Raw genomic sequence first — 24,298 nt, 5'->3', positions numbered from 1 at the left:
TGCTCTTTGATATCAGGTAATGCTTTGACTTATCACTCACCCGTCAAAAACCGCGTCCTGCTGACGTTGGTTTTGCTGCTGTTGCTGGCCGGTTTCGGTCTGGCTTTCGTCAGCCATGCGCCTAACCGGCTGGTGTCCGGTAAAGGCATTTCGCTGGCGAGCCTGTTGCAGGGCTATTCTGCGTTACTTCTGCTGCCTGCCGCGTTGCTGCTGATTTGTGCCTTTCTCACACTGTATGGCCGTCATCATTTACTGGTGATGATGCTGGCAGAAATTCTGCTGACCGCCCTGGTGTGGCTGGCAGGGCACAGCGCATTACAACTGTCTGGCGGCAATGAAGACAGTATCGCACGCACTTCGCTGGGCGGCGGTTTCTGGGCCGGCGCAGCGCTTTGTCTGCTGATCGCGTCCGATGCTATTTCCCGTTTTACCCGTAATCACAGCCTGCGCATTTTGCTCAATGTGCAGATGATTGTGCCCGTGATTTTGCTGCTGGCGTACGGCCAGCTCGCTGAGCTTTCGTTGCTCAAAGAATACGATAACCGCTCCGATGTGTTTAACGACGCACTGTGGCAGCATCTGGGCATTTTGACTGGCACGCTGGTGCCTGCTGTGTTGATTGGATTGCCGGTCGGTTTGCTCTGTCACCGCCAGCCCCGCTGGCGCGGGCCGGTATTGTCGGTACTGAACATTATTCAGACCGTGCCATCGATTGCACTGTTTGGTTTGCTGCTCGCGCCGCTGGCGGGGCTGGCAAAAGCGCTGCCGTGGCTGGCGGAGCACGGTATCAGCGGCATCGGGCTGGCACCGGCGATTATCGCGCTGGTGCTGTATTCGTTGTTGCCGCTGGTACGTGGTGTGATTGCCGGTCTTGAGTCAGTGCCGGAAGCGGTGACTGAATCCGCGCGCGGCATGGGCATGAACCGCGCACAGGTCTTTCTTCGTGTGCAGATGCCGATCGCCTTGCCGGTGATCCTGACCGGTATCCGCATTGTGGCAGTGCAAACCGTGGGTATGGCAATGGTTGCGGCGCTGATCGGCGCGGGCGGACTGGGTGCCATCATGTTCCAGGGGTTGCTCAGCAGCGCACTGGATCTGGTATTACTCGGGGTGATCCCGGCGGTACTGATGGCCGTGGTCGTCGACAGTATATTTAAATTCGCAGTTTCAATTCTGGAAACCACACGCAGATGATCCATTTCAAGCAGGTTAGCAAACACTTTGCCGGAAAAGCGGTCGTGCGCGATCTCACGCTGGAAATGGCCAAAGGCGAATTCACCGTGCTGATCGGCACCTCCGGTTCCGGGAAATCCACCACACTCAAAATGATCAACCGGCTGGTGGAGCATGATCGCGGGGAGATTTTGTTTGCCGGAGAACCGATAGAAAAATTCCGGGCGCAGGATTTACGCCGCCGGATGGGGTACGCCATCCAGTCCATCGGGCTGTTTCCGCACTGGACGGTGGAAGAAAACATCGCCACTGTGCCGCAGTTGCTGAAATGGCCGAAAGCGAAAATCCGTGACCGTGTGACCGAACTGCTCGAACTGCTCAGTCTTGACCCGAAACAGTTCCGTCAGCGGTATCCGCACCAGCTTTCCGGCGGCCAGCAGCAGCGCGTTGGTGTGGCGCGGGCGCTGGCGTCTGACCCGGAAGTGTTGCTGATGGATGAACCCTTCGGCGCGCTCGATCCGGTGACCCGTGCTACGTTGCAGGAAGAAGTGGCTCGTATCCATAAAATCACTCACCGCACCATCGTGCTGGTGACACACGATATCGATGAAGCGCTGGCGCTGGGCGACCGCATCGTACTGCTCAATGACGGGCAGGTGGTGCAGCAGGGCACGCCGCTGGAACTGCTGACGCAACCGGCGACGTCATTTGTGCGCGATTTCTTCGGTGGCAGCGACATGGGGATCCGTTTGTTGTCGTTGTGCGAAGTTGGCTCACTGACGCGACGCGGCGAGCCGTATTCCGGCAGCCAGCCTCCGCTGACCGAAAATATGAACCTGAGTCAGGCGCTGTCAGCCTTTGTCGCACAGCAGGTTCAGCAATTGCCGGTGGTTGATGAGCAGGGGCAGCCGCTGGGCGTGCTGCATTTTGCAGATCTGACGGCACCCAGGAGCGGCGCATGAAACAGACAGTAGTGCGGATTATCACCGATCCTTTACTCTGGCTTTTCGCGCTGTTACTGGCGCTGATTTTCGGCATGACGTCGCTCGGCGGCCTGTTCCACTGGATGTTCCCGGCACTTAGCAGGCCGGTGTATCAGCAGGAAAGTTTCGCCGCGCTGGTACAGGCGCATCTGTTGCTGGTGGGGATTTCCAGTCTGATCGCGGTGGTGATTGGCGTGGCAGCGGGCGTCGGTGTGACGCGTCCGGCAGGCAAAGAATTCCGCTCTCTGGTGGAAACGCTGGTGGCCATGGGGCAGACCTTTCCGCCGGTTGCGGTGCTGGCCGTGGCGGTGCCGGTGATGGGGTTTAGCGAAAAACCGGCGATTATTGCGCTGGTGCTTTACGGGTTGTTGCCGGTTTTACAGGGGACGATTGCCGGTATTGAATCGGTCCCGGCATCGGCGCGCGAGATTGCGCAGGGCGTGGGGATGAGCCGCTGGCAGATGCTGCGAAAAGTGGAAATTCCGCTGGCGGCACCGGTGATTATTTCAGGGATCCGCACGTCCGTGATTATCAATATCGGGACGGCGGCAATAGCCTCGTCGGTCGGTACCTTGAGCCTCGGCTCGCCGATTATCATCGGCCTGAGCGGTTTTAATACCGCTTATGTATTGCAGGGCGCGGTGATTGTCGCACTGCTGGCGATTTGTGTGGATATGCTATTTGAACGCTGGAGCCAATGGTTACAACGCTGGCAGCAACGGTCAGTGGGCAAATCAGTTCGCTGATGCCGGCGCTGGTGCAGGCACTACTGAAGGGGCGTCGCTGTCGCTGACCGGTTTAGCGTCGTCCTGAATCACCACCGCATAACCGGCAACCATCACGCCACCAATTGCGCCGATTGCCATCAGACCAAACAGCGCGATAAATAATTTTTTGCCAAGCGAGTTCATGTAAGTACCTCAGGATTTTGAACGGGGAATTATAAATCGTTTCCTCACCCCTGCAACAGACTATTCATGCTGTGATTACTTTTAGGGGGGATGCCATCGCATTTTTCGTCATATACAGAAACTTTTTAACAACATTTTGACGCGATCGCACAGATTTCCTTGCCGTTATTCGCGCCAATAGCGTTAACTGTCTGCCTTCGTTATCACGCTAATAAGTTATTCCTATGACTGGTTCTGCTACCCGTTCTCTGCTGCCACTGATCGCTGCACTTTTTGCACTGTATTTTATCTGGGGTTCTACCTATTTCGTCATCCGCGTGGGCGTAGAAAGCTGGCCACCGCTGATGATGGCCGGGCTGCGTTTCTTCCTCGCCGGGTGCATTCTTTTTAGCTTTCTGTTGTTACGCGGGCATAAAGTGCCGGCGCTTAAACAGTGGATGGCCGCCGGTGCGGTGGGAGTTTTGCTGCTCTCGGTCGGTAACGGGCTGGTGACGGTGGCTGAACATATGCAGGTGCCGTCAGGCATTGCTGCGGTAATGGTCGCGACCGTGCCGCTGTTTACATTGTGCTTCAGTCGTCTGTGGGGTATGCCCAACAGCCGCCTCGAGTGGACCGGTGTCGCGATAGGCCTGTTCGGGATCGTGCTGCTCAATACCGGCAGCAATCTGGTAGGCAACCCGTGGGGTGCGGCGCTGATCCTGCTTGCCTCGTTAAGCTGGGCATTCGGTTCGGTGTGGAGTTCGCGTCTGCCGTTACCAAAAGGCTTAATGGCCGGTGCAGCAGAAATGATTATTGCAGGCGTGGTGCTGCTGGTAGCCAGCCGGTTCAGCGGTGAACATCTGACGGCAGTCCCCGGGATGAGCGGTTTTCTGGCGCTCGGTTATCTGGTGGTATTTGGCTCGATGATTGCCATCAGCGCCTATATGTTTTTGCTGAAAACCGTCCGACCTGCCGTGGCCACCAGTTATGCCTATGTGAACCCGATTGTGGCTGTTCTGCTGGGCATCGGCTTCGGCGGCGAATCCCTCTCACCGGTCGAATGGGTGGCGTTAGGTGTTATTCTCTGCGCGGTATTGCTGGTGACGCTGGGAAAATTCGTGTTCGGGCGCAGGAAGACTGAGATTAAAGAAGTGAAGGTTTAATTCTCCCCTTTGCAGGGGAGGGAGCCGATCGAGCTTACCTCACTGCTTCTCAAAGAAGATTGTCACCCGCGCGACTTCTACGCCGAATTTTTTCAGCGCGGTGACGTTAAACAGATGCTGCTGATCCTGCTGGTAAATCCAGTCATCGAACGTCAGACGATAGGTGCTGCCGCCTGATTTCACATCCATCACATATTTCCAGTTAAAGGCATTGCCGGCGGATTGCCCGGTGGCGGTGCCGATAATGTCGCCTGCCGTACCGGTATAACTGCCGTCCGCCAGTTTGCGGATACGCCAGATGCGGGTCTGTTTCTCACCATCGTCATACACAAAATTTTCATGCAACGTCAGCGTATCACCCGCCACGTCACCGTGGATTCTCGCCGTGAAACGCCGGGTTTGTTTGTTACTGTGATCCTGCACCATGCCGTAGGCGATGCTGTCACCGGCGAACCAGGTGAAAATATCCAGTTTCGGTTGCGCCTGTGCGTAATCCTGAATATTGGCTTTGCAGCCGGTGAGTAACAGCATACCGCCGACGACCAGCGTGACAAAAATCTTGCGCAGAACAGTCATAAAACCTCCATAAGATGCCATTAATCGGGCGCGGATGCGCCGGTCAGCTTACTGCGTAAATCAGGATACTGCGTGGCAGGCGAGAGCCAGATTGCCAGAAAGGCATCGCGGAATGCCGGGCTGAAAGGCCGTCCCACCGGCGTACTCAGCACGCTGTTGGCGGGCTGGCTGTAAAACTGGCCGCCTTTTTCAGTCGCGACAAACACGATTTCACTGCCGTTACTGACATCCGGCCAGGTGTTTTGCACCGCGTCCGGCCAGCCATTTTTTTGTGCCTCTGCCAGTATGCCCAGAGCCTGCCATTGTTCTTCGGTGGCTTTGGTCAGTTCCTGATGATCAATGCTGCGCAGATATTCAATCACCAGCGCCTGCGGCCATTTTCCGGTCTGATATTTACCGTCAGGTGTCAGCAGTTGCGAATGATAAACCTCAAAAGGCCCCCAGCTCAGGGTGGCGCGTCCGACCTGTTGCCATGCCCCCCATGGTGTGGCAGCCAGGGCAGAGAAAGACATCATCAGCGAAAGTGCTGCCAGCAATAGGCGTGTCATCGGGTTTTCCGTCCTGTGTTATGGCTGAGCAGTACCGGCAGGCTGATCAGCGGTAAGAATATCGCCCAGCCTGTTGCCAGCAGCAGCCAGACATAAACGGGTGTAGCGAGAAGTTGCATGGCACCGAGTTGCATTCCCAGGTAATAGGCCAGCGGGCCACTGACCGCGCCGAGAGGTATCAGCCAGTACCACGTCAGCCGTAAATTGCTGAGTAACCACAGCCACCAGGCGCTGAAGCCCAGCCATAACGCCATCATCCACGGTGGGACGGCGGAAGAACCCGTAAATTCAAACAGCCCCAAAATGCACCACAGCGAATCCATTATGATGCCCAGCGTGCAGGCAACGGCGACCCATAACCGGCGTTTTGCTGGCGTAAACGCCAGCATCAGAAAACTGCTTAACAGCAGGAAGAGGATAAAGCGCCCGCGCCCCCACACGGCCAATGTCCACCAGACGTCAAAGCCCAGTGTCAGCAGCCAGAAGCGCAAAGATTTCATCCGCGTCGCTCGGCAACAAGCTGAACGGTACTGATGGTGCGTGCACGGAAACCTGCCTCGCAGTAGCACAGATAGAACAGCCACAGGCGGCGGAAATATTCGTCCTGCACCCCGTCTGTCTGCGTGCTCCAGTAGCGCTGAACCCGTTCCCGCCATTCATGAAGCGTACGGGCGTAATCGGAACCGATATCGAACAGATCACGCACCACCAGACTGGTGCAGCGGGTCATCGCGTCATTCATGGCAGTAATGGAAGGCAAAAAGCCACCGGGGAAAACATAACGCTGAATAAAATCGACATTACGGCTGTAGGCGGCATAACGCTGGTCTGCAATAGTAATTGCCTGAATGGCCATCCGCCCGTGAGGTTTGAGCAGCGCGTTACAGCGCTTGAAAAAGGTGGAAAGGTACTGCTTGCCGACCGCTTCGATCATCTCTATCGACACCAGTTTGTCGAACTGACCCCGCAATGAACGATAATCTTCAAACAACACCGTCACGCGGTCACTCAGCCCGGCCTGTTCGATCCGTTCACAGGCAAAGCGATATTGTTCGCGGGAAATGGTGGTCGTGGTCACCTGACAGCCGTATTCCCGCGCGGCAAATTCGGCCATGGCGCCCCAGCCGGTGCCGATCTCCAATAAATGATCGCCCGCTTTCAATTGCAGCTGTTCACATAAACGGCGCATCTTGGCTTCCTGCGCCTGTTCCAGGGTCATCTGCGGTTCCTGATACCAGGCCGATGAATAAAGCATCTTCTCATCAAGAAAACCCTGGTAAAAATCGTTGCCCAGGTCGTAATGGGCCGAAATATTTTTACGCGCCTGTGACAGACTGTTACGGCGGAAAAAATGAACGATTTTTTTGGCTGGCGTACTCAGCCAGCTGAGGCGTGCTTCGAGTTTGTCGACCAGCCTGAGGTTCTCGGCCAGCAGTTGCAGAACAACGGTCAGATTGGGCGTTGTCCAGTCGCCATCAATAAAGCTTTCACCGGCGGCGACGCTGCCACCCAGCAGTACACGACGGTAGGCACGCAGGTGCCGGATGTCGATTTCACCCTGTAATACCGCAGTCGGATCGCCAAATAATATTGCCTCCTCGCCGGGTTCCCGCAGGGTCAGGCCGGCACCCTTAAGCTGCTTTAGTACACCAAGAATCAATGCGCGTGCCGCCTTGCTGCGCCTGTTATTCGCCCTGTCACGGGCGAGCTGCATTTCAGGTTGACTCATGGTCAGTCCTTATCAACGGGAGGATGAGAATAAACGGGGGCCCGTTTCAGCCACAGTTTCAGCGCCTGCCAGTAAATGGTCAGTGCGGTTTTTGCGGTCATAAGAGGCAGTCGCCACAATTGCTGACGCAACGCCGTGCGGGTCAGCGGACGGGCTGTCAGTGAAAGGGTTGCATCGAATTCCCGTGTCTGGCGGTGATTTTCGATAGTGATATGCAACTGCTTTCCCGGCGGTGTCAGCCGCCAGTGATAGACCATGTCCATCGGATTAAAAGGCGACACATGAAAGGCTTTCGGCACCGGTTGCGAACCGTCAGGGAGGACGGCATAGGTGTGGCGCTCGTTCCAGGGTGTATTACGCACCTCGGCCAGCATCCAGCGCAAAACACCCTGCTGATCATAGAGATAGTAAAAATTCACCGGATTAAAATAGCAGCCGAAATAGCATAACTGACACAACAACATCACCCGTCCGTCCGGGCGTTCGCCGGTCAGTGCTTCAATTCGCGCCTGCGCTTTGGTTTTGATATCACCGCCGCCGAGATAATCTTTGCGGCGAAAACTGGCGGCGGAAAAACGTTCGAGCTGAATACCTTTTGCAGGTAACTGATCCAGTTCATCCAGGTCAATCAGCGGCATGAAAATATCGTAGTCGAAACGGTGTTCAACCGGCGTAAACCGGCGATGGCGCACCGTGCCGACATACAACTGGCTGTTCATGACGCTTCCTGTTTTTCATGCTCATTGTGTAACCGGCCACTGAAAAGTTGCAGGTTGAGTTTCTCCGCTACGTCACGCGCGCTGTTAACGCCGTCTTCATGAAAGCCGTTGTACCAGTAGGCCCCGCAGAACCAGGTGCGGTTGTGACCATTGATCCGGTAGCGTTCCTGCTGCGCGTGATGACTGGCGAGATTGAGAACAGGATGCATGTAGGTGGTGCGGAACAGAACCTTGTTTTCATCAATCGGTGTCAGCGGGTTGAGTGACACACAAAAAGTCTGCGGTGCGTTCAGTCCCTGCAAAATATTCATGTTATAGGTCACACTGGCACGGCGATGGTGTGCTGCATTACTGTCGCGCATATCTGCGCGGTCCGTCAGATGCAGTGAATTGGGCAACTGATAATTCCAGCTCGCCCAGGCGCGTTTTTCCCGTGGCAGGAGATGTGTATCAGTATGCAAAATGACGTCATTGCTCTGATAAGGCAGGGCGCTGAGAATGCTCTGCTCATCTGCGCTGGCGTTATCACCCAGAATCGCCAGTGCCTGATCGGAGTGACAGGCAAAAACAATCTGATCAAAATGCGCCTCGCCGTACGGCGAGTGCAGCGTCACGCCAGCAGGCGTGCGTATGACGTTACTGACCGGCGCATGCGTGAGCAGCCTGACGTTGGCCGGAAGTTTTTCCTGCATCCGGCGGATATATTCCCGCGACCCGCCGGGTACCACCATCCACTGCGGGCGGTTGCTGACGTCCAGCAGCCCGTGATTATCGAAAAAGCGCAGGAACATCGACAGCGGGAATTCCGCCATATCGCTCAGCGAAGAAGACCAGATGGCCGCCCCCATCGGCAGCACATAATGCAGGGCGAAAAACGGCGTGAAACCGTTTTGATCAAGCAAATCAGCCAGCGTATCTTCGTCATTGTGCGGGTTCAGCAGGCGTGCTTTGCACAGTTTGTTAAACCGCAGGATCTCAAGGATAAACCGCCAGAATTGCGGCCTGAACAGATTGCGGCGCTGGGCAAACAGGCTGTTCAGCGAGTGGCCGTTGTATTCAAGTTTGTTAACCGGATTGCGTACGGAAAAACTCATTTCCGTCGGCTGGCCTTCAATGCCCAGTTCTTTGAGCAGGGCAATAAAATGCGGGTACGTCCGCGAGTTATAGACGATAAAACCGGTGTCGATGGCGTATTCTTTTCCGTCGGAAATCACATCCCGCGTGGCAGTATGTCCGCCTAACGTTTCCGCGGCTTCAAAGACGGTAATCTCGCAGTCTGGCTGACTTTTTGCCAGCAACCACGCACAGCTCAGCCCTGAGATCCCACTGCCCACAATCGCGACTTTTGTTGTCATTTTATTTCACCATTTTCCGGCATAACCTTTGCTGCAGACTAACGGGCAGCAACGAAGCTACCTTGAGTAAACGAACAAAAAGCGGGGGGAAAGCAATTTCATTGTCACCGCGCGCCAGTTTTTTACGGATATGCTTTGAGGCTTGCGTGACGCTTACCATCATCGGCATCGGGAAATCATTGCGCGATGTCAGCGGCGTTTCGACAAACCCCGGCTGGATCAGGGAAATATGAATCTGACGTTTCGCCAGATCAACCGCCAGAGAACGGGCAAAAAAGGCCAGCGCGGCTTTGGATGCTCCATAAGCTTCACTGCGTGCAAATGGCAGCAACCAGGCGACGGAACCCACCAGTGCCACCCGACTGCCGGGTGCTAAGCCGGGCAGCAGGGCATCAAGGCAATTGACCGGACCGGTAAAATTGGTGTTCATCACCCGCATGACTTTTTCGGCATCGACGACGCCATTGTCGAGATATTCGCAGGTGCCGGCGCAAAGAATCGCTAAATCGACCTGCCGGCCCTGCAGGGCCTCACGGGTTGCGTGTAAATCAGTGATATCAAAACGTAGCGGGATGATGAGCGGGCTGGCTGCGGCGACCGCCATCAGCTTTTCCTCATCGCGCCCGCAGGCAATGACTTCCCAGCCTCCGGCGGCATAATCCTGCGCCAGTTGTTTTCCGATACCTGAACTGGCACCGGTAATCAGCACGCGGCGCATTATTTCAACCTGGCTTTGACAGCGCGTACGGCACTGCCGAGCACCGGAACGTGTTCATACAACATCGCACCGAGATCGTAATAATCGCGCTGATAGATAATGCGGTTTTCATTCATACGCAGATGGCTTGCGCCGTTAAGGAACATCTCCTGACCCTTTTTCAGTGCCGGATGCGAAAATCCCATCTGCCAGAACAGTGAGGCTTCATCGCCCTGAACCAGCGGAGGCTGGATCTCAAAACGGCAGTAATTCACTTTTTTAAGCAGTTGCGCAAAATAGTGTTCCAGCGCATCAACGCCTTCGTAATGCGATACCGGATCAATAAACACTACCTGCGGATGATAAATGCGTGAAAGCTGCGGCAGGCGGCTGGTGTCGAGATAGCTGTAAAACTCGCACAGCTGCGCAAGAACATCGGCGGATAGGGTGGTCTCAGGAAAATGTTTAATCATTATTTTTTCCTTGCTGAGGGACTGGCACGATATGAAGACCGGCATGACGGTCATCCTCATGCAGGTGCTCGCCGGACTCATCTTCCACTACGTCTGTTTCTTCTGCCCCCAGCAACACGGCGGTACTGCCCAGCAGGACTATCGACAAACCCTGTTCCACCCAGTTCAACAACCGCTGGCGCTGAACCTGTGTCAGACGGCCTTCAGACCACAACAGAATTTGTGAACCGCTCAGGTTTTCCAGGTAAGGTTCGCTGAGCTGAACCGGCAATATCTCGATCTGCAATCCTGCCTCGCAACGCACAATGGCTTCGAGCCACAACTCGGTGCTGTCCACCTGACCCCAGCCGACCAGGGTGGCCAGCGGGCCGGGACGTTTACGCGCCGCGTTCATGCTCATCACCGAATGTTCAATGATCAGGCCATCGAGCTGGCTGCGTAACATCAGCAGTCGTGAATCGCCGGAACTCAGACGCGCACGAAGCGGACGAAGCACATTATTCACGAATGCCGCCGCCGGATATTCACGGCCACACTCCATCATCAGCTGACGAACTTTCTGCGGGCGGCCGTCCTGTAAGGCGGTGAGCAACTGATGTTCTGACTGTGACCAGCCGCCGGGTAGCGCATCCACTTTGCCTTCCAGCAGCGATTTCACCTGTCCGACCGGAATGCCGCGATTGATCCACCCCAGGATGGTGCGGATGGTATCCAGATCATCATCATTAAACAGACGATGACCGCCTTCCGTGCGTTGCGGCTTCAGCAGGCCGTAACGCCGCTGCCAGGCACGCAGCGTGACCGGGTTGATACCACAAATTCGAGCGACTTCGCCGATGCTATACAGAGACATAATTCAATCCAAAATATTCATACCACTTATAAGCTAACTCTAGCGCCAGATTTCAAACTTGTACAACTTTATTATTTTTGTACAACTTGTCTCATTCTTTTGGGTTACAGGTTTTTAACTTGCAATATTCTCACATCAGAGATATTTTCCCTTTATTGAGATTTTACGGCAGGACAACAAATGGACGCAGGGCAGGAGAGTCATGACCGCCGGCTGGCGGAACGGCTGACAGCATTGCGCGTCAGTCAGGGCTGGTCACTCGAACAACTGGCGCAGCTGACCGGCATCAGCCGCGCAACGCTTTCACGCGTAGAACGGGCAGAAACCAGCCCGACCGCCTCGTTACTTGGCAAACTGAGTGCAGCTTACGGGCTGACGATGTCCCGTTTGCTGATGGCGCTGGAAGATAATCCGCCGGAGCTTATCCGCGCCTCACAACAACCGGTCTGGCATGACCGGCAAACCGGCTTCGAGCGTCGTTCCGTCTCCGCGCCGGCACCGGGATTTCGCGCCGAACTCATTACCGGCGTGCTGAAAGCGGGCGCGACTATCTCGTATGATTCGCCGCCGGTAGAGGGCCTCGAACAGCACATCTGGCTGCTGGAAGGCGTACTGGAATTCACGCTCGATAGCCGCAGCTACCGGCTGGAAGCGGGCGACTGCCTGCGTTTTCATCTCCACGGCGCGTCTTCTTTTCACGTTCCCGGCCCGGCGGATGCACGTTACGCCATTGTTATTTCACGTCCTTAATGTCTGATGAGAAAGGTTGGTTCCGATGCAACATAATCATGAAGTGGTGATCAGTGAAGTGCAGGGGGGTGTATTGCCGGTGGACGATCTGGATGCGCTGGCCGAAACCCTGATGCAGTCCGTGGCGCGGGGTGCCAGCATCGGTTTTATTCTGCCGTTCGGTTTTGTGCAGGCGCAGGCGTTCTGGCAAAAGTTATTACCGGTTTTTGCGCGGGGAGAAAAACGTCTGCTGGTGGCGCGTCTGGCGGGCAAAATCATCGGCACGGTGCAGCTGGTGGTTGATCAGCCCGCCAACGGCGCGCATCGTGGTGACGTGGTTAAACTGATGGTTCATCCTGATGGCCGCCGCAAAGGTGTTGCGCGCCAACTGATGACAGCGGTTGAAGCGCTGGCGCGTGAGGAGGGTAAAACGCTGCTGGTGCTGGATACGGTGACGGGCAGCCCGGCGCAAACGCTGTATGAAAATCTGGGCTTTACCCTGAGCGGAACGATCCCGCACTATGCGATGTCGACGGCGGGGATGCTGGAGTCCACCAGCGTGATGTATAAAGTGCTGATGTGAAATGTTTTAAAGTCAAAACCGTGGGCGTCGGCCCACACCGACTTGGGGGGCGGCCTATCGCCGCCGCCCCCCAAGACCCCCCGGGCTCTTTCACTGCACGCTCCGCTCGCTGACTATGTTTCATAAGCCGCAGTGATAGCCGCAAAATCCCGCCGCTGCGCGGTTCCCTCCCATCGGGTTACAACCCGCGCAAAAAGATGCGCGGTTTTCCACCTCTCGTCCGGCGGTATTTTGGAACCGGCCTCAGGCTCTTAATTCACAACCTGACTGATTTTGAAATCTAAAAACTGTCTGCCCTTGAATTTAAGATGCTGCGGGCGTTTCAGAAAGCTTGCTGAATGAGAGGTTGCAGACCTAAGGCTGCAATCCCGAAATGAAGGTACCGCGCAGCGGCAAGATTTCCAGCCTGTCGCGGTGGTTGCTGAAACATAGTGTCTAGCGATAGCGCGCAGTGTAAGAGCCCGGGATTCTCAAGGGGTGCGGCGACAGGCGCCCCTTGAGGCCAGTTTGGGTGGCAACCCAAGGTTTTGTGGGTGTGGGCGGCGAGCCCACGACCTTGACCTTGAGGCCAGTTTGGGTGGCAACCCAAGGTGTTGACCTTAAGGGCCAGCTTGGGTGCCGGACCCAAAAAATCACCGTTTCTGAATATACGTCAGCGCCAGCGCCACTGCCAGCACCAGCCCTTTGATGATATCCATCGCATAATAGGGTACTGACAACATGACCAGCCCGTTCGACAGCACGCCCAGGATCACCGCACCAAGCAGTGTGCCGAGCGCATTAGGTTTACCGGAACCTGCCAGCGAAAAACCGATATACGCGGCGGCAACGGCGTCCATCAGATAGCCGCCACCGGCGTTGACCTGCGAGGAGCCGATGCGCGAAGCCAGCAAAATCCCGCCTGCACCGGCAAGTACCGATGACATGACATACGCGATAACCCGATAACGGGCGGTGCGGATCCCCGCCAGGCGTGCCGCCAGCGGGTTGCCGCCGATGGCGTACATGCGGCGTCCATGTTTGGTCAGCGACATAAACAGTTGTACCGCAAGGGTGACGACGGCCATCACGATCACGATCACCGGCACCTGGCCGAGCAGGCTGAACACCGCAGGCACTGTGCCTTCGGCCATATCACCGCTTGGCAATAACATGTTTTCAGTGATGGAACCGCCATAGCTGTAGGTCATTGCCGCACCCTGGATCACGAACAGACTGGCGAGCGTCGCCAGCATGTCAGGAATTTTCAGGATGACGATCAGAAAGGCATTGAACAGTCCGACCAGCGTACACAACGCCAGCGTGATAAGTATCGCTTCGGTGGTGCCGAAACCATGCCAGACGAACATTGAAATCACCAGCGCATTGGCGAGCGACGCCGTTGAGCCGACCGATAAATCGAAGCCGCCGACCGCAAGGGAAATCGATACGCCGATGGCAATGACTGTCACGATAGCAATTGAACGCAGAATGTTGATGATGTTCGACGGTTCGAGGAAATTATCTGACGCCAGACCAAACGCGGCGATCAGCAATACCACGGTCAGCAACATGCCCCATTTATACAAAAACTCGAACAGTTGATGACGCCACGGCTGGCGGGCATCGGGCACATTTTCTTTACTCACCACGGCTTTGTTCACGCGGGTATTCCTCCGGTTGAATAGACTAATAACGTTTCTTCGTCGATGTCTGCGGCGTTCAGTTCGGCGACGATACGGCCGTCCCATAACACCAGAATGCGGTCGCACAAACCGACCAGTTCGGCGAACTCACCGGAGGCATAAATAATGCCTTTTCCCTGTTGCGCCAGGCCGTCGATCAACCTGAACACATCCGTTTTGGCCTTGATGTCTACGCCTTTGGTCGGTTCGTCGAAGATCAGCACCTGACTCTCACTGCGCAGCCATTTTCCGATGGCGACCTTTTGCTGGTTGCCACCGGAAAGCCGTGCCAGCTTTTGCATTGGCCCGGAGGCGCGAATGCCTAAGCGGCCGATAATGTCTTTCGCCCACGACAGCGACTGATGCGTACTGAAAATACTCCAGCGCGAAAACGTATCGTCAGCGGTCACACTCAGGTTCATCGGGATATCTTCGTCAATGAAAATCCCTTCCTTGCGCCGTTCTTCCGGCACTAACGCCAGTCCCTGTTCCACGGACAGGTGCGGCTCCTTTGGCTTCCACGGTTTGCCATTCAGCTCACCACTGTCGATCTGGCTCGGCGTCGCGCCGAACAGCGCTTTGCAAAGTTCGGTTTTTCCGGCCCCGGCCAGCCCGGCGATCCCGAGTATTTCTCCCCGATGCAGACGCAGTGAAATATCGCGCAGTTTGTCTTTATCGTGCATCCCGCGGATGCTTAGCAGGGTTTCACCGCTGTGAGGCGGGCGGCGGGGCGGATAAATATCGTCAAGCTGATGACCAATCATTTTCTCGATAATGTGTTCATTGCTCAGACCGTTCATGCTGTCATCGCTGACCAGACGCCCGTCGCGCAGCACCGTCATGCGGTCGCAGATGTCGCGCAGCTCATGGATGCGGTGTGAGATAAATACGATCGCCATTCCGGCCGCTTTCAGCTTGCGCACCAGCGCGAACAGTCGCGCACTTTCCGCCTGATCCAGCGGTGCAGTCGGTTCATCGAGGATCAGAAAACGGCACTTATGCGATAACGCACGCGCCAGCAGAATCAGTTGCTTCTCAGCCAGCGTGCAGCTTTCGATCCGCGCCCGCAGGCTGATGTTCAGCCCGAGTTGTTCGGTCAGCAACTGCGCCTGATGGTATAGCTGCGACCAGTTGTGCAAATGGCCCGGCTCCGAAAGCCGGTCCAGCATAATGTTTTCAGCGACGTTGAGCGTTGGCACCAGAGCAACATCGACTTCCTGCTGTACCAGATGGATCCCGTGCTGGCGGGCATGATGCGGCAGCCGGATATTGACTGCTTCGCCGTCAATGTTTATCTGCCCGGTGTAATGATCATGCGTACCGGAAAGCACGGCCATCAGCGTCGATTTTCCCGCGCCATTCGCCCCGACCAATGCATGTACGGAGCCGCCTTCCAGTGTGAAATCCACCTGGCGCAGGGCAGGGAAACCGGCAAATGAAATCGAGATATTACGCATCTCAAGAAGGGAGGAAGTCACTGGGCGTTGGGCCTTATTAATAGACGGATGGGTATTTAGACGTTTAGCCGTCTAAGACTCGCAGTAGCAGAGTTTTAACATATCGGGGAATTTAAGCAACAAAATAAAAGTGATAACTAAGAGCGAAAAGATCTAAAGTCTTCAGCGGAAACTTGATCGACTCCCTCACCTGCGAAGGGGAGGGTTGGGGTATTAAAGACAAATCAGCGGGTCAAGTTACCGGACAGGCATTGGCGTTAATACTTAACACTCCCTCCCGGCCTCCCCCTTCGCAGGGGGAGGAGAAAAGCAGATCATTCCTCGCTGAATTTAAGCGCTACCCCTAAGGCATCCGCTGCGCGCACGTTTACCTGAGACGTATTATCGTCAAAGGCAATTTCCCCCACCCGCAAACTGTTGCGTACCGCATCCAGCGAGCGTGTGGCAAATTCCAGCCCGATCATGCGGGCGCTGCCGTTCTCGCCTTCCGGCACAACGCCGAATTCCGCTGTGGCTTGTGCGGGTGTGATAAACCGGATCGTGGCGCGGCCCGCGCGCAACACCACTTCCTGCGGTTTGATGTCCAGCGCAGCCGCACCAAATAACTCACCATACACCTGCGAGGCATCCTGCGGACTGTCTGCGGAAATCACGAAACCGGTAATATCCGCGACACCGTTCGGATGGTTTTGCCATTCATTACGCCAGACCAGTTCCGGAGTCAGATGGTGACAAAAGAAACTGCGGCCATTCGGCACGCGGCTGGCAGCCAGCGGTACGGTGCGAAAGCGTGCATTCGGCGAGGTGCCGTCGTTGAGGGCGACGGGGCGGAAGAATTCGGCTGGCGCAGAACCCGCAATATGTTGCTGTTGCAGATGTTCGTACACTGCAGGAGAGTTCTGTGTTTTCCACACCAGCCCGGTCAGGCCTAACGGAGCCTGCCACAGATCCGTACGGGTGTGGGCGTTGCCCGGCTCATAGCCGAGCAGTTCAAGATAATTTTCGCTGAAAACCGCCAGATGATTGCTGGAACCCAGCGAATGATGGCCGCGCGGCGTGAGATGAAAACCCAGGCGGCGGAACTGTTGTGCCGCCTGATTCAGCTGTTCGCTGACATTAATCACCGCGTGATCAAGCTGCGGGCGCAGGGGCTGTGAATGCTGTGCTTCAGTCATTGAAAGGTTCTCCCAGCGTTAACATCAGACGGTTGGCCCAGGCGAAAAAGGCGGCGGACTGGGCCAGATCGACAATCTCCAGTTCGCTTAACCCCTGTTCACGCAGCGCCGTAATATGTTGCCCGGAGGCAACCGGTGGCGTAGCGGAAAGCGCGGCGGCGAAATCAATTTCGGCCTGCCAGCGCGGGGATTGTTCTTTGCTGAGAATGCCGCCCGGCGGAGTGTCGATCAGGCGCTGAACATCTTCAGTCTGTTTCGACAACTGGCTGGCTTTGCGCGAATGCACTGACGCGCAATAAATACAGCCGTTGATTTTACTGGCGACCGTTGCAGCCAGTTCACGCTCTTTTCGCGGTAGCCCGCCGGAGGTATAGAAAATGCCTTTGTCCGTCAGGGTCCGCTGTTCAAGTACCGGTAAATTGCGGCCTAACAGGCGGAAATAGTCAGAACCGGTATGACCAAATTTCGCCAAAATTGCCTGCTGGGCGTCATCGAATTCTTCCAGTTTCTTCGCCGGGATCCACGGTTCCCAACCCAGTTCTTCCTGGGTAAATGCCTGCGGTGCATCGCGGCCGCTGTGGGTATTCGGTTCGGTGCGCCAGAACGCAGCGCCGACCGGTTTGTTGCTGCCATTGTCTACCGGTTTTCCGCCAATCAGCCGGTAGCTGCGCAGTACGCGGCTCTGGAAACTGACGAAGGCGATCAGTTGCGACAGCGTGACAATGGCATCTGCTGACCAGCCCGCTTTTTTCAGTGCCTGCAAATGGGCAGGTGTGGCGCTGGCGGGTTTGAAGCTCAGGCGTTCACCGTGCGTGAGTGCAGCATCGAGGCGGGCGGTTTCGTCGATGTCCGGTAAATCCTGCAAACGCTCGGAATAGTGATTGGTCAGTTGCGAATCGCCGTGCCAGCGCGCGACGTTTTGCGCCAGCCGCAGGCGTTCTGCCAGCGAAAAATCCACGCCATCCTGTTCGGTAAACAGCGCATCGTAACTGCCCTGGGTGTGACGGGTGGCGGCGTCGCGGGTCTCGCGGGCCTGTTTCAGTGCGGAATCCGGAGTGATTTCAGCCAGTTTTTCCAGCAGGTCGGTCGAATAAGTGGTCATAGGGTTTCCCTTGAAAATGAGGAATCGGCGGATGGAGAGGAAACACTGCGCTGCGGCGTGCGGCGAACCCAGCCGAGCGCGGGCGCAACGTGACGGGCAATCAGTTCGATGGAACGTAAAATATACGGATGCGGCGGATCGATGGAATGCACCTGAAATGCCAGATCGGTGACGCGGGCCAGTGCGGTATCAGCCTGCAAGGAGGCGGTCACCTGGGCCGCTGTGCCGAGATGCACATCGAAGGCGCGGATGTAATCATCCAGCGTGTCGCCTTTTACACTCTGCCCGCTGGCACGATGATTTTCGGCCTGACGGCGTAAGCCTTTTTGCGCCAGTTCCCGCGCCTCATCGCCGTTTTCGGTAACAAACGCGGTACGTGACCCCATGATGCGCGGCGCAACGCCGTCTGGCAGAGCATCCAGATAGGCATCAATGATCGGATTTTGCAGTTCATCAAGGCGTAAATCCGGCGCGTCAGCCGGACGTGGCTGGGTGCGCGAAAGCATCAGACCGTCACCGGATTTACCGGCACGCGCGCCGCCGTCAACCGAGAAGGTCGCCTGCCAGATGCGGTTCGCCAGTTGTGGGGCAGCCGGGTACAGACGGTTACCGGTGCCCGCCAGCGGTTCACCGCGCCAGGCGGTCAGCAGGGTTTGCAGATTATTGCCAAATACCGCACCGCGCTCGTGACTTTCCAGCCCGAAGGGCGGGAAGGATGACGGTGTGCCGCCGGAGCCTAAACCGACCTCAAGCCGCCCGCCGGAGAGCAAATCCAGCACGGCGGTGTCTTCGGCCACACGCAGGGCATTTTCCATCGGCAGCGTAATGACACCGGTGCCCAGACGGATAAAGCGGGTATGTGCCGCAACTTGCGCGAGGAAAACCAGCGGTGCAGGCAGGCCGCCCTCGGCTTCATGAAAATGGTGCTGCGCGACCCAGGCAGAATCAAAACCCAATTGTTCGGCGTGAATAATTTGTTCTGTCGCCAGCCGGTAACGTTCCTGCGCGCTGGTGTTGTCCAGAAGGCGGGTGAAAAATCCAAGACGTTTACTGCTCATAATGTCCCTCTTGTTTCGTGTGCTGTTCATGCGGCGCGGTGGCGTCCGGGAATGGCATCAATAAGCTGGCGGGTGTAATCGCTGGAAGGCAGGGCGAAAACATCTTCCACAGGACCGGAATCCACCTGCTGCCCGCGGTTTAACACCGAGACGCTGTGTGAGATCTGACGGACTGTCGCCAGATCGTGTGAGATAAATAAATAGGTCAGACCGAGTGAATCCTGTAACTGCTGAAGCAATGTCAGAATTTGCGCCTGCACGGTGACATCAAGCGCCGATGTCGCTTCATCCAGGATCAGGACTTTCGGCTCTAAAATCAGTGCCCGCGCAATCGCCACACGCTGGCGCTGACCGCCGGACAATTCGCGGGGTTTACGGCTGAGTAATGTCTCCGGCAGCGCTACGCGTCGGGCAATATCCAGCACCCGTTCACGGCGCACCGCCGCCGGGATTTTTTCGAAATTCAGCAACGGTTCTTCGATTACGCGGAACAGGGTTTGCGAAGGATCCAGCGAGGCAAACGGGTTCTGATACACCAGCTGGATTTTCTTGCGCAACTGACGCAAGGCTTCACCTTTCAGCCGCGTGATGTCTTCGCCGTCGATCAGCACACGTCCGCTGTCCGGTTTCTGAAAACCCAGCAGAATGCGTGCCAGCGTAGTTTTGCCGGAGCCGGATTCACCGACCAGTGAATGCGTGGTACCGCGCGGAATGCTGAATGACACATGGTCTACCGCGCGGAACGCGGGCTGATTTTTGCCGCCCAGCGTGAAATCATGGGTGATGTTTTCAACCACCAGCACCGGCTGTTCCGCAGTGCGCAGATGCGTACGATGATGGCCGGACAGGGCCGGGGCGTCGGCGAAAAGCTGACGGGTATAATCACTTTTCGGTGCATCAAGGACTTCACGGGTGATGCCCTGCTCCTGGACTTTGCCGTGACGGAACACCAGTAACCGGTCAGCGCGTTCGGCGGCAATCGCCAGGTCGTGGGTGACCAGTAAAACGGCGGTGCCAAACTCGCGGCGCAGGTCGTCAATCAAGTCCAGAATGCGTTTTTGCACCGTGACATCCAGCGCACTGGTCGGTTCATCGGCGATGATCAGTGCCGGTTGCAGAGCAATGGCTATGGCGATTAATACGCGCTGTTTCATACCGCCGGACAGCTCGTGCGGATACTGTTTCGCCCGTTGTTCAGGGTGTGAAAGACCCACGCGGGACAGCAGTTCCACCACGCGGGCGTCGCGCTGCTGACGTGGCAGTCGCTGATGGATATCCAGAATTTCCGCGACCTGCGAACCGACAGTTTTGACCGGATCCAGCGAACTGGTCGGGTCCTGCGGGATCAGGCTGATGCGGGCACCGCGCAAAGCATCGAGGCGGCGCTGTGACCACTGACTGATGTCCGTGCCATTCAGACGGATTTCACCCTGTTCAATATGGCCGTTTTCTGCCAGCAGACCGATGATCGCCTGTGCAGTGGTGGTTTTGCCGGAGCCGGATTCGCCAACCAGCGCCAGCACTTCACCGGCATTAATCGAAAACGACACGTTATGCACTACCGGTTTGCCGTCGTAGGCGATGGAAAGATTATCCAGTTCGAGCACCGGTGGGGCGTTATGCGTAAAAGTGGCCTGCGCGTTCATCGCGTTCTCCTGCGTAATGACTGGCTGATGCGGTTGGCGGAAAGCACCACCAGAACCACGACCACGCCGGGGAAGGTCGTCAGCCACCAGGCGGTGGAGATGTAATTGCGGCCTTCGGCGATCAGCAAGCCCCATTCCGGCGTCGGTGGGTGTGTGCCGTAACCGAGAAAACTGAGGGTAGAAATGGCCAGAATGGCGCTGCCGAACTGCAACGCTGAGAAAGCGATTACCGAGGTCAGCGAGTTGGGTAAAATATGCCGCCACAAAACCGACAGGAACGAGCCGCCGCTGCCGTACGCGGCTTCGACGTAATCGCTATGACGTACCAGTACCACTTCGGCGCGGGCGAGGCGGGCGAAGTTGGCAACGGACGTGACACCGACGGCAATCGCCGCGTGCACCGTGCCGAAACCAAGCAAAATAATCACGCTCAGTGACAACAGCAGGCCGGGGATCGACAGTAAAACATCGTTGATGCGCATAATAATGGCGTCGGTCAGACCGCCGCTGGCTCCGGCCGCCAGCCCCAGTGCGGTGCCAAATACCAGCCCGAGCGCCACAGCGACCAGCGCGCCGGAAAGGGAATGTGACGCGCCATACACAATGCGGGCGTAGACATCGCGGCCGAGCTGATCCGTACCCAGCCAGTGTCCGGCCTGCGGGGCCAGACGCTGTGCACCGGCAATCCCTTCAGTGCCGCTGTAATCCGTAAATAAGCCGGGGGCAATCGCCCACAAAATGACGGCCGCCATCACCAGCCAGGCGAGGATTAAGCCCGGTTGCAGGCGTGCGGGTATCCGGCGGCGACGCTGTGTTAGCGGCAATGAAAGCGTGCTTTTGCCAAGTGGTAAGCTGCTCATGCAGTGGCTCCTCCCCGTGAATTTTTAGAAGCAGAGGCTTTAAGGCGCGGGTCGAGCAGCGGATACAGTAAATCGACCAGCAAATTTATGCCGACAAAGGCGGTGGCGGAAATGACCACAATGGCCTGTAACACGGCGACATCCTGATTATTCACCGCCTGCTGCGTGAGTTGCCCGAGGCCGTTAAGACCGAAGACGGTTTCAGTGATCAGCGCCCCGGCAATCAGTTCGCCAAACAGCAAACCGGCAATGGTCAGCGTCGGAAGCAGGGCGTTGCGCGCCACATGACGCCATAATACGCCGCTGCGGCTGGCCCCTTTGGCGCGGGCGACAGCGACGAACGGCTGGGTTTGCACCTGATCAATACTGCGGATCAGGATCTGCGCCAGCGGCGCAGAAATCGGCACTGCAAGGGTGATAACCGGCAAAATAAGCCCGACCCATTCACCCGGATTAATCACCGGGATCCAGCGTAAATGGAATGAGAAAAACTGAATCAGCGCGATGCCCAGCCAGAACGTCGGAATGGAAATGAACAGCGAAGGCACCGCCTGTAAAGCATTCTTCAGCCAGCCGAAATGCAGCAGGCTGGAGAGAAACGCCAGTGCAAAGGCCACCACGGCGGCCAGTGCGAAACCCATCAGTGCCAGACGCAGCGTCGGCGGAAAGTTGCTGCTGAGTAATTCAGTCACCGGTACGCCAGCCTGAATCGAATAGCCCAGATCGCCGTGAAGGAAATTGCCCAGCGTGTGCAGATATTGCTGCCAGACCGGCACATCCGCACCGTACGCGGCACGCATATCGGCGATTTGTGCCGGGCTTAATCCCATGTCCGGGTTCTGGAATTTAATCAGAATGGCATCGCCGGGCAGCACCTGTAACAGGATGAAGGAGACGGTAAACGCCGCCCATAACACCAGTAAGGCTTGCCCGAATCGACCGCTCACGTATCGGCTCATGATTTACTCCCCGTCTGTTAATGCTTTTCCAGCCATGCACCGTAGAAGCTCGGACGCCCGACGGCTTCGAAGCTCACGCCTTTGAAATATGGCGCCCCGGCATACACCTGCGGCTCTTCGAAAATCGGAATGACGTATGCCTGATCGAGCAGGTAGTTCTGCACGTCACCGGTCAGCTGCAGACGTTTTTTCGGATCCACTTCGGCAGAAATTGCGGTCAGCAGGTCGTTAAGTTTGTCGTCGCGGAAGCTTTTCACCTTGCTGCTCAGGCCGCCCTTTTGCAGCAATGCATCGCGGTTGGTCGGGTAGAAGGAACTTTTAATCACGTCCGGATCTGCGCGTCCGACTTCCACCACGTTAGCCGGGGTTTTCTCCGGATCAAGGTTATCCGCCACGCGGCTGCCCGCATCGCCCGCCAGAATATTCAGCTTCGCGCCAACCTGGCTCCATTGCTGGGAAACCAGCTGTAATACTTCTTTGTTTTGCGGTTGCGGCAGTGATTCATAAATGGTCAGCGACAGCGTTTTGCCGTCTTTCTGACGGATGCCGTTCTGGCCTGGCTTCCAGCCCGCTTCATCCAGCAGCTTTTTGGCAAGCGTCGGGTCGTAAGTCAGTTTGCTGCTCAGGTCGACATAACCGGCGGCGGTTTTGGCGATCACAGACGTGGCTTGCGGATAGTTTGGCGAAAACAGCGTATCGACCACCTGTTTGCTGTTGGTGGCGTGCAGCAGCGCCTGACGCACTTTCAGGTCAGACACCAGCGCGTTGTCCGGGCGGAACGAAATGCTGTCATTGACGCCTTTGGTCGGCGCAGCATAAATCGGGAAATTCTGGTCTTTTGCCTGTTTCTCGTCATATGCCTGAACCTGACGGATGAAATCAGCCTGACCGGCCAGCAGTGCGCCGATACGCACGCTGTCTTCACCGGTGACGATCACTTTAATGCCGTCAAGATTAGCGCGCCCTTGCTGTTTAAGGTTTTTCGGCCCCCAGTGGTAATCCTTACGGGCAGTCAGATCGACTTCGCGACCCAGGGTTTCTTTACTGACCACGAACGGGCCGGAGCCGATGATATGTGTGGCGTCGCCCAGCGCGTCAAAATTACGGTTCAGGGTGCTCAGCGACACCAGCCCGGAACCAATCGTGGCGGTACCCTGCAGGAAGCCCGGCGACGATTTTTTGAAATAGAACTTCACCGTCAGCGGATCAATCACTTCGCTGTGGTCGTAATTGTTGATGACTTCGGAGACCGGCAAATGATGCTCTTTATTGCCCAGACCGTAAGTATCAAAGTTTTTGGCCACCGCGTTGGCATCCAGTGGCGTGCCGTCGGAGAAGGTCACACCCGGTCGCAGTTTAAAAGTGTATTCAGTTTTATCGGCGTTGAACGACCAGGATTCGGCGATCCAGGGTTCTATCTCCAGTGTCTTCGGATTCTGGTAGGTCAGTTTGTCGGTGATCTGATTGAGAATACCGCCGTTCGGATAGAAGCCGCCCGCAGGCGGATACAGATTGGTGTGTGCCTGCTGTTCAAGATAAATCAGCGTGCCACCCTGCACGGGCGTACCGTCAGCGGCAATGGCGGAAAATGTGCTGGTGAGAAGTGCCCCTAAAGCCAGTGCGCGGGTAACCGCGTTAATCCGGCGAATGTTATTCATCGTTAAACCCTTTTTCTTATCTGGCATGGTTGCAGGTGATGACTTTGGCGTTCTTAGAACCAAAGTGCTGAACCCATAACAAACCAATTTAAAGGACAGGTGAACGAAGGAATTTTGCAATCGTTAGCTGTAAACAGCATTAGGAGAGAAAATGGCATGAGAAGAAATGTACGGGAGGCAGAAAGAAAAAAACCAGCGGCTAATCCGGACGGGTGGACCGGCTAACCGCTGGCGATCATCAAAAATGA

24 protein-coding genes and 1 pseudogene are annotated in these 24,298 nt (G+C 56.3%); 6 read left to right on the top strand and 19 right to left on the bottom strand.

Annotated elements, in window-relative coordinates; translation table 11 throughout:
* The first annotated feature begins 24 nt into the window (after positions 1–24).
* The 3 genes from EVX52_RS02715 to EVX52_RS02705 are packed head-to-tail and all read left to right on the top strand — an operon-like array spanning position 25 to position 2,902.
* A complete protein-coding gene (locus tag EVX52_RS02715) occupies positions 25–1,194 on the top strand; it encodes an ABC transporter permease (RefSeq protein WP_129990539.1) in 1,170 nt (389 codons plus the stop codon).
* A complete protein-coding gene (locus EVX52_RS02710) occupies positions 1,191–2,135 on the top strand; it encodes an ABC transporter ATP-binding protein (protein WP_129951905.1) in 945 nt (314 codons plus the stop codon). Before EVX52_RS02715 ends, EVX52_RS02710 begins: the two co-directional genes overlap by 4 nt.
* Positions 2,132–2,902, top strand: a complete 771-nt coding sequence (locus EVX52_RS02705) for an ABC transporter permease (RefSeq protein ID WP_129951904.1) — start codon at positions 2,132–2,134, stop codon at positions 2,900–2,902. The genes EVX52_RS02710 and EVX52_RS02705 overlap by 4 nt, the downstream gene beginning before the upstream one ends.
* A gap of 63 nt (positions 2,903–2,965) precedes the next feature.
* On the opposite strand, the pseudogene EVX52_RS25735 reads toward EVX52_RS02705, so the two are convergent.
* A pseudogene (locus EVX52_RS25735) lies at positions 2,966–3,067 on the bottom strand (hypothetical protein); the annotation flags it as partial.
* Between the two features lie 224 nt (positions 3,068–3,291).
* On the opposite strand from EVX52_RS25735, the gene yedA reads away from it, so the two are divergent.
* Complete coding sequence (yedA, locus tag EVX52_RS02700) at positions 3,292–4,209, top strand: drug/metabolite exporter YedA (protein WP_129951903.1); 918 nt, start codon at positions 3,292–3,294, stop codon at positions 4,207–4,209.
* A 39-nt stretch (positions 4,210–4,248) separates the two neighbouring features.
* Here the strand turns inward: yedA and EVX52_RS02695 are convergent, their stop codons facing one another.
* The 9 genes from EVX52_RS02695 to EVX52_RS02655 are packed head-to-tail and all read right to left on the bottom strand — an operon-like array spanning position 4,249 to position 11,159.
* Positions 4,249–4,785, bottom strand: coding sequence for a DUF3833 domain-containing protein (locus tag EVX52_RS02695; RefSeq protein WP_129951902.1), 537 nt, complete (start codon positions 4,783–4,785; stop codon positions 4,249–4,251).
* 20 nt (positions 4,786–4,805) lie between these two features.
* Positions 4,806–5,333, bottom strand: coding sequence for a hypothetical protein (locus EVX52_RS02690; protein WP_129951901.1), 528 nt, complete (start codon positions 5,331–5,333; stop codon positions 4,806–4,808).
* Positions 5,330–5,833, bottom strand: a complete 504-nt coding sequence (locus EVX52_RS02685) for a DUF2878 domain-containing protein (RefSeq protein WP_129951900.1) — start codon at positions 5,831–5,833, stop codon at positions 5,330–5,332. Before EVX52_RS02685 ends, EVX52_RS02690 begins: the two co-directional genes overlap by 4 nt.
* Complete coding sequence (locus tag EVX52_RS02680) at positions 5,830–7,062, bottom strand: cyclopropane-fatty-acyl-phospholipid synthase family protein (protein WP_129951899.1); 1,233 nt, start codon at positions 7,060–7,062, stop codon at positions 5,830–5,832. The genes EVX52_RS02685 and EVX52_RS02680 overlap by 4 nt, the downstream gene beginning before the upstream one ends.
* Before the next feature lie 2 nt (positions 7,063–7,064).
* On the bottom strand, positions 7,065–7,781 hold the full coding sequence (locus EVX52_RS02675) for a DUF1365 domain-containing protein (protein WP_129951898.1): 717 nt from the start codon (positions 7,779–7,781) through the stop codon (positions 7,065–7,067).
* Entirely contained in the window at positions 7,778–9,136 is a 1,359-nt protein-coding gene (locus EVX52_RS02670; protein ID WP_129951897.1) for an NAD(P)/FAD-dependent oxidoreductase, read from the bottom strand. Before EVX52_RS02670 ends, EVX52_RS02675 begins: the two co-directional genes overlap by 4 nt.
* 1 nt (position 9,137) lies before the next feature.
* Positions 9,138–9,854, bottom strand: coding sequence for an SDR family NAD(P)-dependent oxidoreductase (locus EVX52_RS02665; protein WP_129951896.1), 717 nt, complete (start codon positions 9,852–9,854; stop codon positions 9,138–9,140).
* A complete protein-coding gene (locus EVX52_RS02660; RefSeq protein ID WP_129951895.1) occupies positions 9,854–10,306 on the bottom strand; it encodes a nuclear transport factor 2 family protein in 453 nt (150 codons plus the stop codon). Before EVX52_RS02660 ends, EVX52_RS02665 begins: the two co-directional genes overlap by 1 nt.
* Positions 10,299–11,159 carry a MerR family transcriptional regulator gene (locus tag EVX52_RS02655; RefSeq protein ID WP_129951894.1) on the bottom strand — a complete coding sequence of 287 codons (861 nt, stop codon included), beginning with the start codon at positions 11,157–11,159 and terminating at the stop codon, positions 10,299–10,301. The genes EVX52_RS02660 and EVX52_RS02655 overlap by 8 nt, the downstream gene beginning before the upstream one ends.
* 180 nt (positions 11,160–11,339) lie before the next feature.
* On the opposite strand from EVX52_RS02655, the gene EVX52_RS02650 reads away from it, so the two are divergent.
* Positions 11,340–11,909 (top strand): helix-turn-helix domain-containing protein, encoded by a 570-nt coding sequence (locus EVX52_RS02650; protein WP_129951893.1) that lies wholly within the window; start codon positions 11,340–11,342, stop codon positions 11,907–11,909.
* Between the two features lie 25 nt (positions 11,910–11,934).
* A complete protein-coding gene (locus tag EVX52_RS02645; protein WP_129990538.1) occupies positions 11,935–12,471 on the top strand; it encodes a GNAT family N-acetyltransferase in 537 nt (178 codons plus the stop codon).
* A gap of 632 nt (positions 12,472–13,103) precedes the next feature.
* On the opposite strand, the gene EVX52_RS02640 is transcribed toward EVX52_RS02645, so the two are convergent.
* The 9 genes from EVX52_RS02640 to EVX52_RS02600 all read right to left on the bottom strand — a co-directional run bounded on the left by EVX52_RS02640 (position 13,104) and on the right by EVX52_RS02600 (position 24,050).
* Positions 13,104–14,099 carry an ABC transporter permease gene (locus EVX52_RS02640; RefSeq protein WP_129952144.1) on the bottom strand — a complete coding sequence of 332 codons (996 nt, stop codon included), beginning with the start codon at positions 14,097–14,099 and terminating at the stop codon, positions 13,104–13,106.
* An 11-nt stretch (positions 14,100–14,110) separates the two neighbouring features.
* Positions 14,111–15,592, bottom strand: coding sequence for a sugar ABC transporter ATP-binding protein (locus EVX52_RS02635; protein ID WP_129990614.1), 1,482 nt, complete (start codon positions 15,590–15,592; stop codon positions 14,111–14,113).
* A gap of 314 nt (positions 15,593–15,906) precedes the next feature.
* Positions 15,907–16,767, bottom strand: a complete 861-nt coding sequence (locus EVX52_RS02630; protein ID WP_129990537.1) for a VOC family protein — start codon at positions 16,765–16,767, stop codon at positions 15,907–15,909.
* On the bottom strand, positions 16,760–17,869 hold the full coding sequence (locus tag EVX52_RS02625; RefSeq protein ID WP_129990536.1) for an alkylhydroperoxidase domain protein: 1,110 nt from the start codon (positions 17,867–17,869) through the stop codon (positions 16,760–16,762). The genes EVX52_RS02630 and EVX52_RS02625 overlap by 8 nt, the downstream gene beginning before the upstream one ends.
* Positions 17,866–18,927 carry a putative FMN-dependent luciferase-like monooxygenase gene (locus EVX52_RS02620; RefSeq protein WP_129951889.1) on the bottom strand — a complete coding sequence of 354 codons (1,062 nt, stop codon included), beginning with the start codon at positions 18,925–18,927 and terminating at the stop codon, positions 17,866–17,868. The genes EVX52_RS02625 and EVX52_RS02620 overlap by 4 nt, the downstream gene beginning before the upstream one ends.
* Before the next feature lie 26 nt (positions 18,928–18,953).
* Positions 18,954–20,573, bottom strand: a complete 1,620-nt coding sequence (locus tag EVX52_RS02615; protein ID WP_129951888.1) for an ABC transporter ATP-binding protein — start codon at positions 20,571–20,573, stop codon at positions 18,954–18,956.
* On the bottom strand, positions 20,570–21,433 hold the full coding sequence (locus EVX52_RS02610; RefSeq protein ID WP_129990535.1) for an ABC transporter permease: 864 nt from the start codon (positions 21,431–21,433) through the stop codon (positions 20,570–20,572). The genes EVX52_RS02615 and EVX52_RS02610 overlap by 4 nt, the downstream gene beginning before the upstream one ends.
* Positions 21,430–22,392: an ABC transporter permease gene (locus EVX52_RS02605; RefSeq protein WP_129951886.1), complete on the bottom strand. Its 963-nt coding sequence runs from the start codon at positions 22,390–22,392 to the stop codon at positions 21,430–21,432. The genes EVX52_RS02610 and EVX52_RS02605 overlap by 4 nt, the downstream gene beginning before the upstream one ends.
* Positions 22,393–22,409: 17 nt before the next feature.
* On the bottom strand, positions 22,410–24,050 hold the full coding sequence (locus tag EVX52_RS02600) for a TIGR04028 family ABC transporter substrate-binding protein (protein ID WP_129990534.1): 1,641 nt from the start codon (positions 24,048–24,050) through the stop codon (positions 22,410–22,412).
* Between the last annotated feature and the right edge of the window lie 248 nt (positions 24,051–24,298).

Source organism: Rahnella sp. CFA14(1/10) (assembly GCF_004195095.1).
Taxonomy (GTDB): domain Bacteria; phylum Pseudomonadota; class Gammaproteobacteria; order Enterobacterales; family Enterobacteriaceae; genus Rahnella; species Rahnella perminowiae.
The sequence above is the reverse complement of the archived record's forward strand: the minus strand, read 5'-3'. Positions and strand labels throughout refer to the sequence as shown.

Coding starts and splice junctions, on each gene's coding strand:
- EVX52_RS02710 (WP_129951905.1), top strand. CDS start 1,191: ATGATCCATTTCAAGCAGGTTAGCAAACACTTTGCCGGAAAAGCGGTC.
- EVX52_RS02705 (WP_129951904.1), top strand. CDS start 2,132: ATGAAACAGACAGTAGTGCGGATTATCACCGATCCTTTACTCTGGCTT.
- yedA (WP_129951903.1), top strand. CDS start 3,292: ATGACTGGTTCTGCTACCCGTTCTCTGCTGCCACTGATCGCTGCACTT.
- EVX52_RS02695 (WP_129951902.1), bottom strand. CDS start 4,785: ATGACTGTTCTGCGCAAGATTTTTGTCACGCTGGTCGTCGGCGGTATG.
- EVX52_RS02690 (WP_129951901.1), bottom strand. CDS start 5,333: ATGACACGCCTATTGCTGGCAGCACTTTCGCTGATGATGTCTTTCTCT.
- EVX52_RS02685 (WP_129951900.1), bottom strand. CDS start 5,833: ATGAAATCTTTGCGCTTCTGGCTGCTGACACTGGGCTTTGACGTCTGG.
- EVX52_RS02680 (WP_129951899.1), bottom strand. CDS start 7,062: ATGAGTCAACCTGAAATGCAGCTCGCCCGTGACAGGGCGAATAACAGG.
- EVX52_RS02675 (WP_129951898.1), bottom strand. CDS start 7,781: ATGAACAGCCAGTTGTATGTCGGCACGGTGCGCCATCGCCGGTTTACG.
- EVX52_RS02670 (WP_129951897.1), bottom strand. CDS start 9,136: ATGACAACAAAAGTCGCGATTGTGGGCAGTGGGATCTCAGGGCTGAGC.
- EVX52_RS02665 (WP_129951896.1), bottom strand. CDS start 9,854: ATGCGCCGCGTGCTGATTACCGGTGCCAGTTCAGGTATCGGAAAACAA.
- EVX52_RS02660 (WP_129951895.1), bottom strand. CDS start 10,306: ATGATTAAACATTTTCCTGAGACCACCCTATCCGCCGATGTTCTTGCG.
- EVX52_RS02655 (WP_129951894.1), bottom strand. CDS start 11,159: ATGTCTCTGTATAGCATCGGCGAAGTCGCTCGAATTTGTGGTATCAAC.
- EVX52_RS02650 (WP_129951893.1), top strand. CDS start 11,340: ATGGACGCAGGGCAGGAGAGTCATGACCGCCGGCTGGCGGAACGGCTG.
- EVX52_RS02645 (WP_129990538.1), top strand. CDS start 11,935: ATGCAACATAATCATGAAGTGGTGATCAGTGAAGTGCAGGGGGGTGTA.
- EVX52_RS02635 (WP_129990614.1), bottom strand. CDS start 15,592: ATGCGTAATATCTCGATTTCATTTGCCGGTTTCCCTGCCCTGCGCCAG.
- EVX52_RS02630 (WP_129990537.1), bottom strand. CDS start 16,767: ATGACTGAAGCACAGCATTCACAGCCCCTGCGCCCGCAGCTTGATCAC.
- EVX52_RS02625 (WP_129990536.1), bottom strand. CDS start 17,869: ATGACCACTTATTCGACCGACCTGCTGGAAAAACTGGCTGAAATCACT.
- EVX52_RS02620 (WP_129951889.1), bottom strand. CDS start 18,927: ATGAGCAGTAAACGTCTTGGATTTTTCACCCGCCTTCTGGACAACACC.
- EVX52_RS02615 (WP_129951888.1), bottom strand. CDS start 20,573: ATGAACGCGCAGGCCACTTTTACGCATAACGCCCCACCGGTGCTCGAA.
- EVX52_RS02610 (WP_129990535.1), bottom strand. CDS start 21,433: ATGAGCAGCTTACCACTTGGCAAAAGCACGCTTTCATTGCCGCTAACA.
- EVX52_RS02605 (WP_129951886.1), bottom strand. CDS start 22,392: ATGAGCCGATACGTGAGCGGTCGATTCGGGCAAGCCTTACTGGTGTTA.
- EVX52_RS02600 (WP_129990534.1), bottom strand. CDS start 24,050: ATGAATAACATTCGCCGGATTAACGCGGTTACCCGCGCACTGGCTTTA.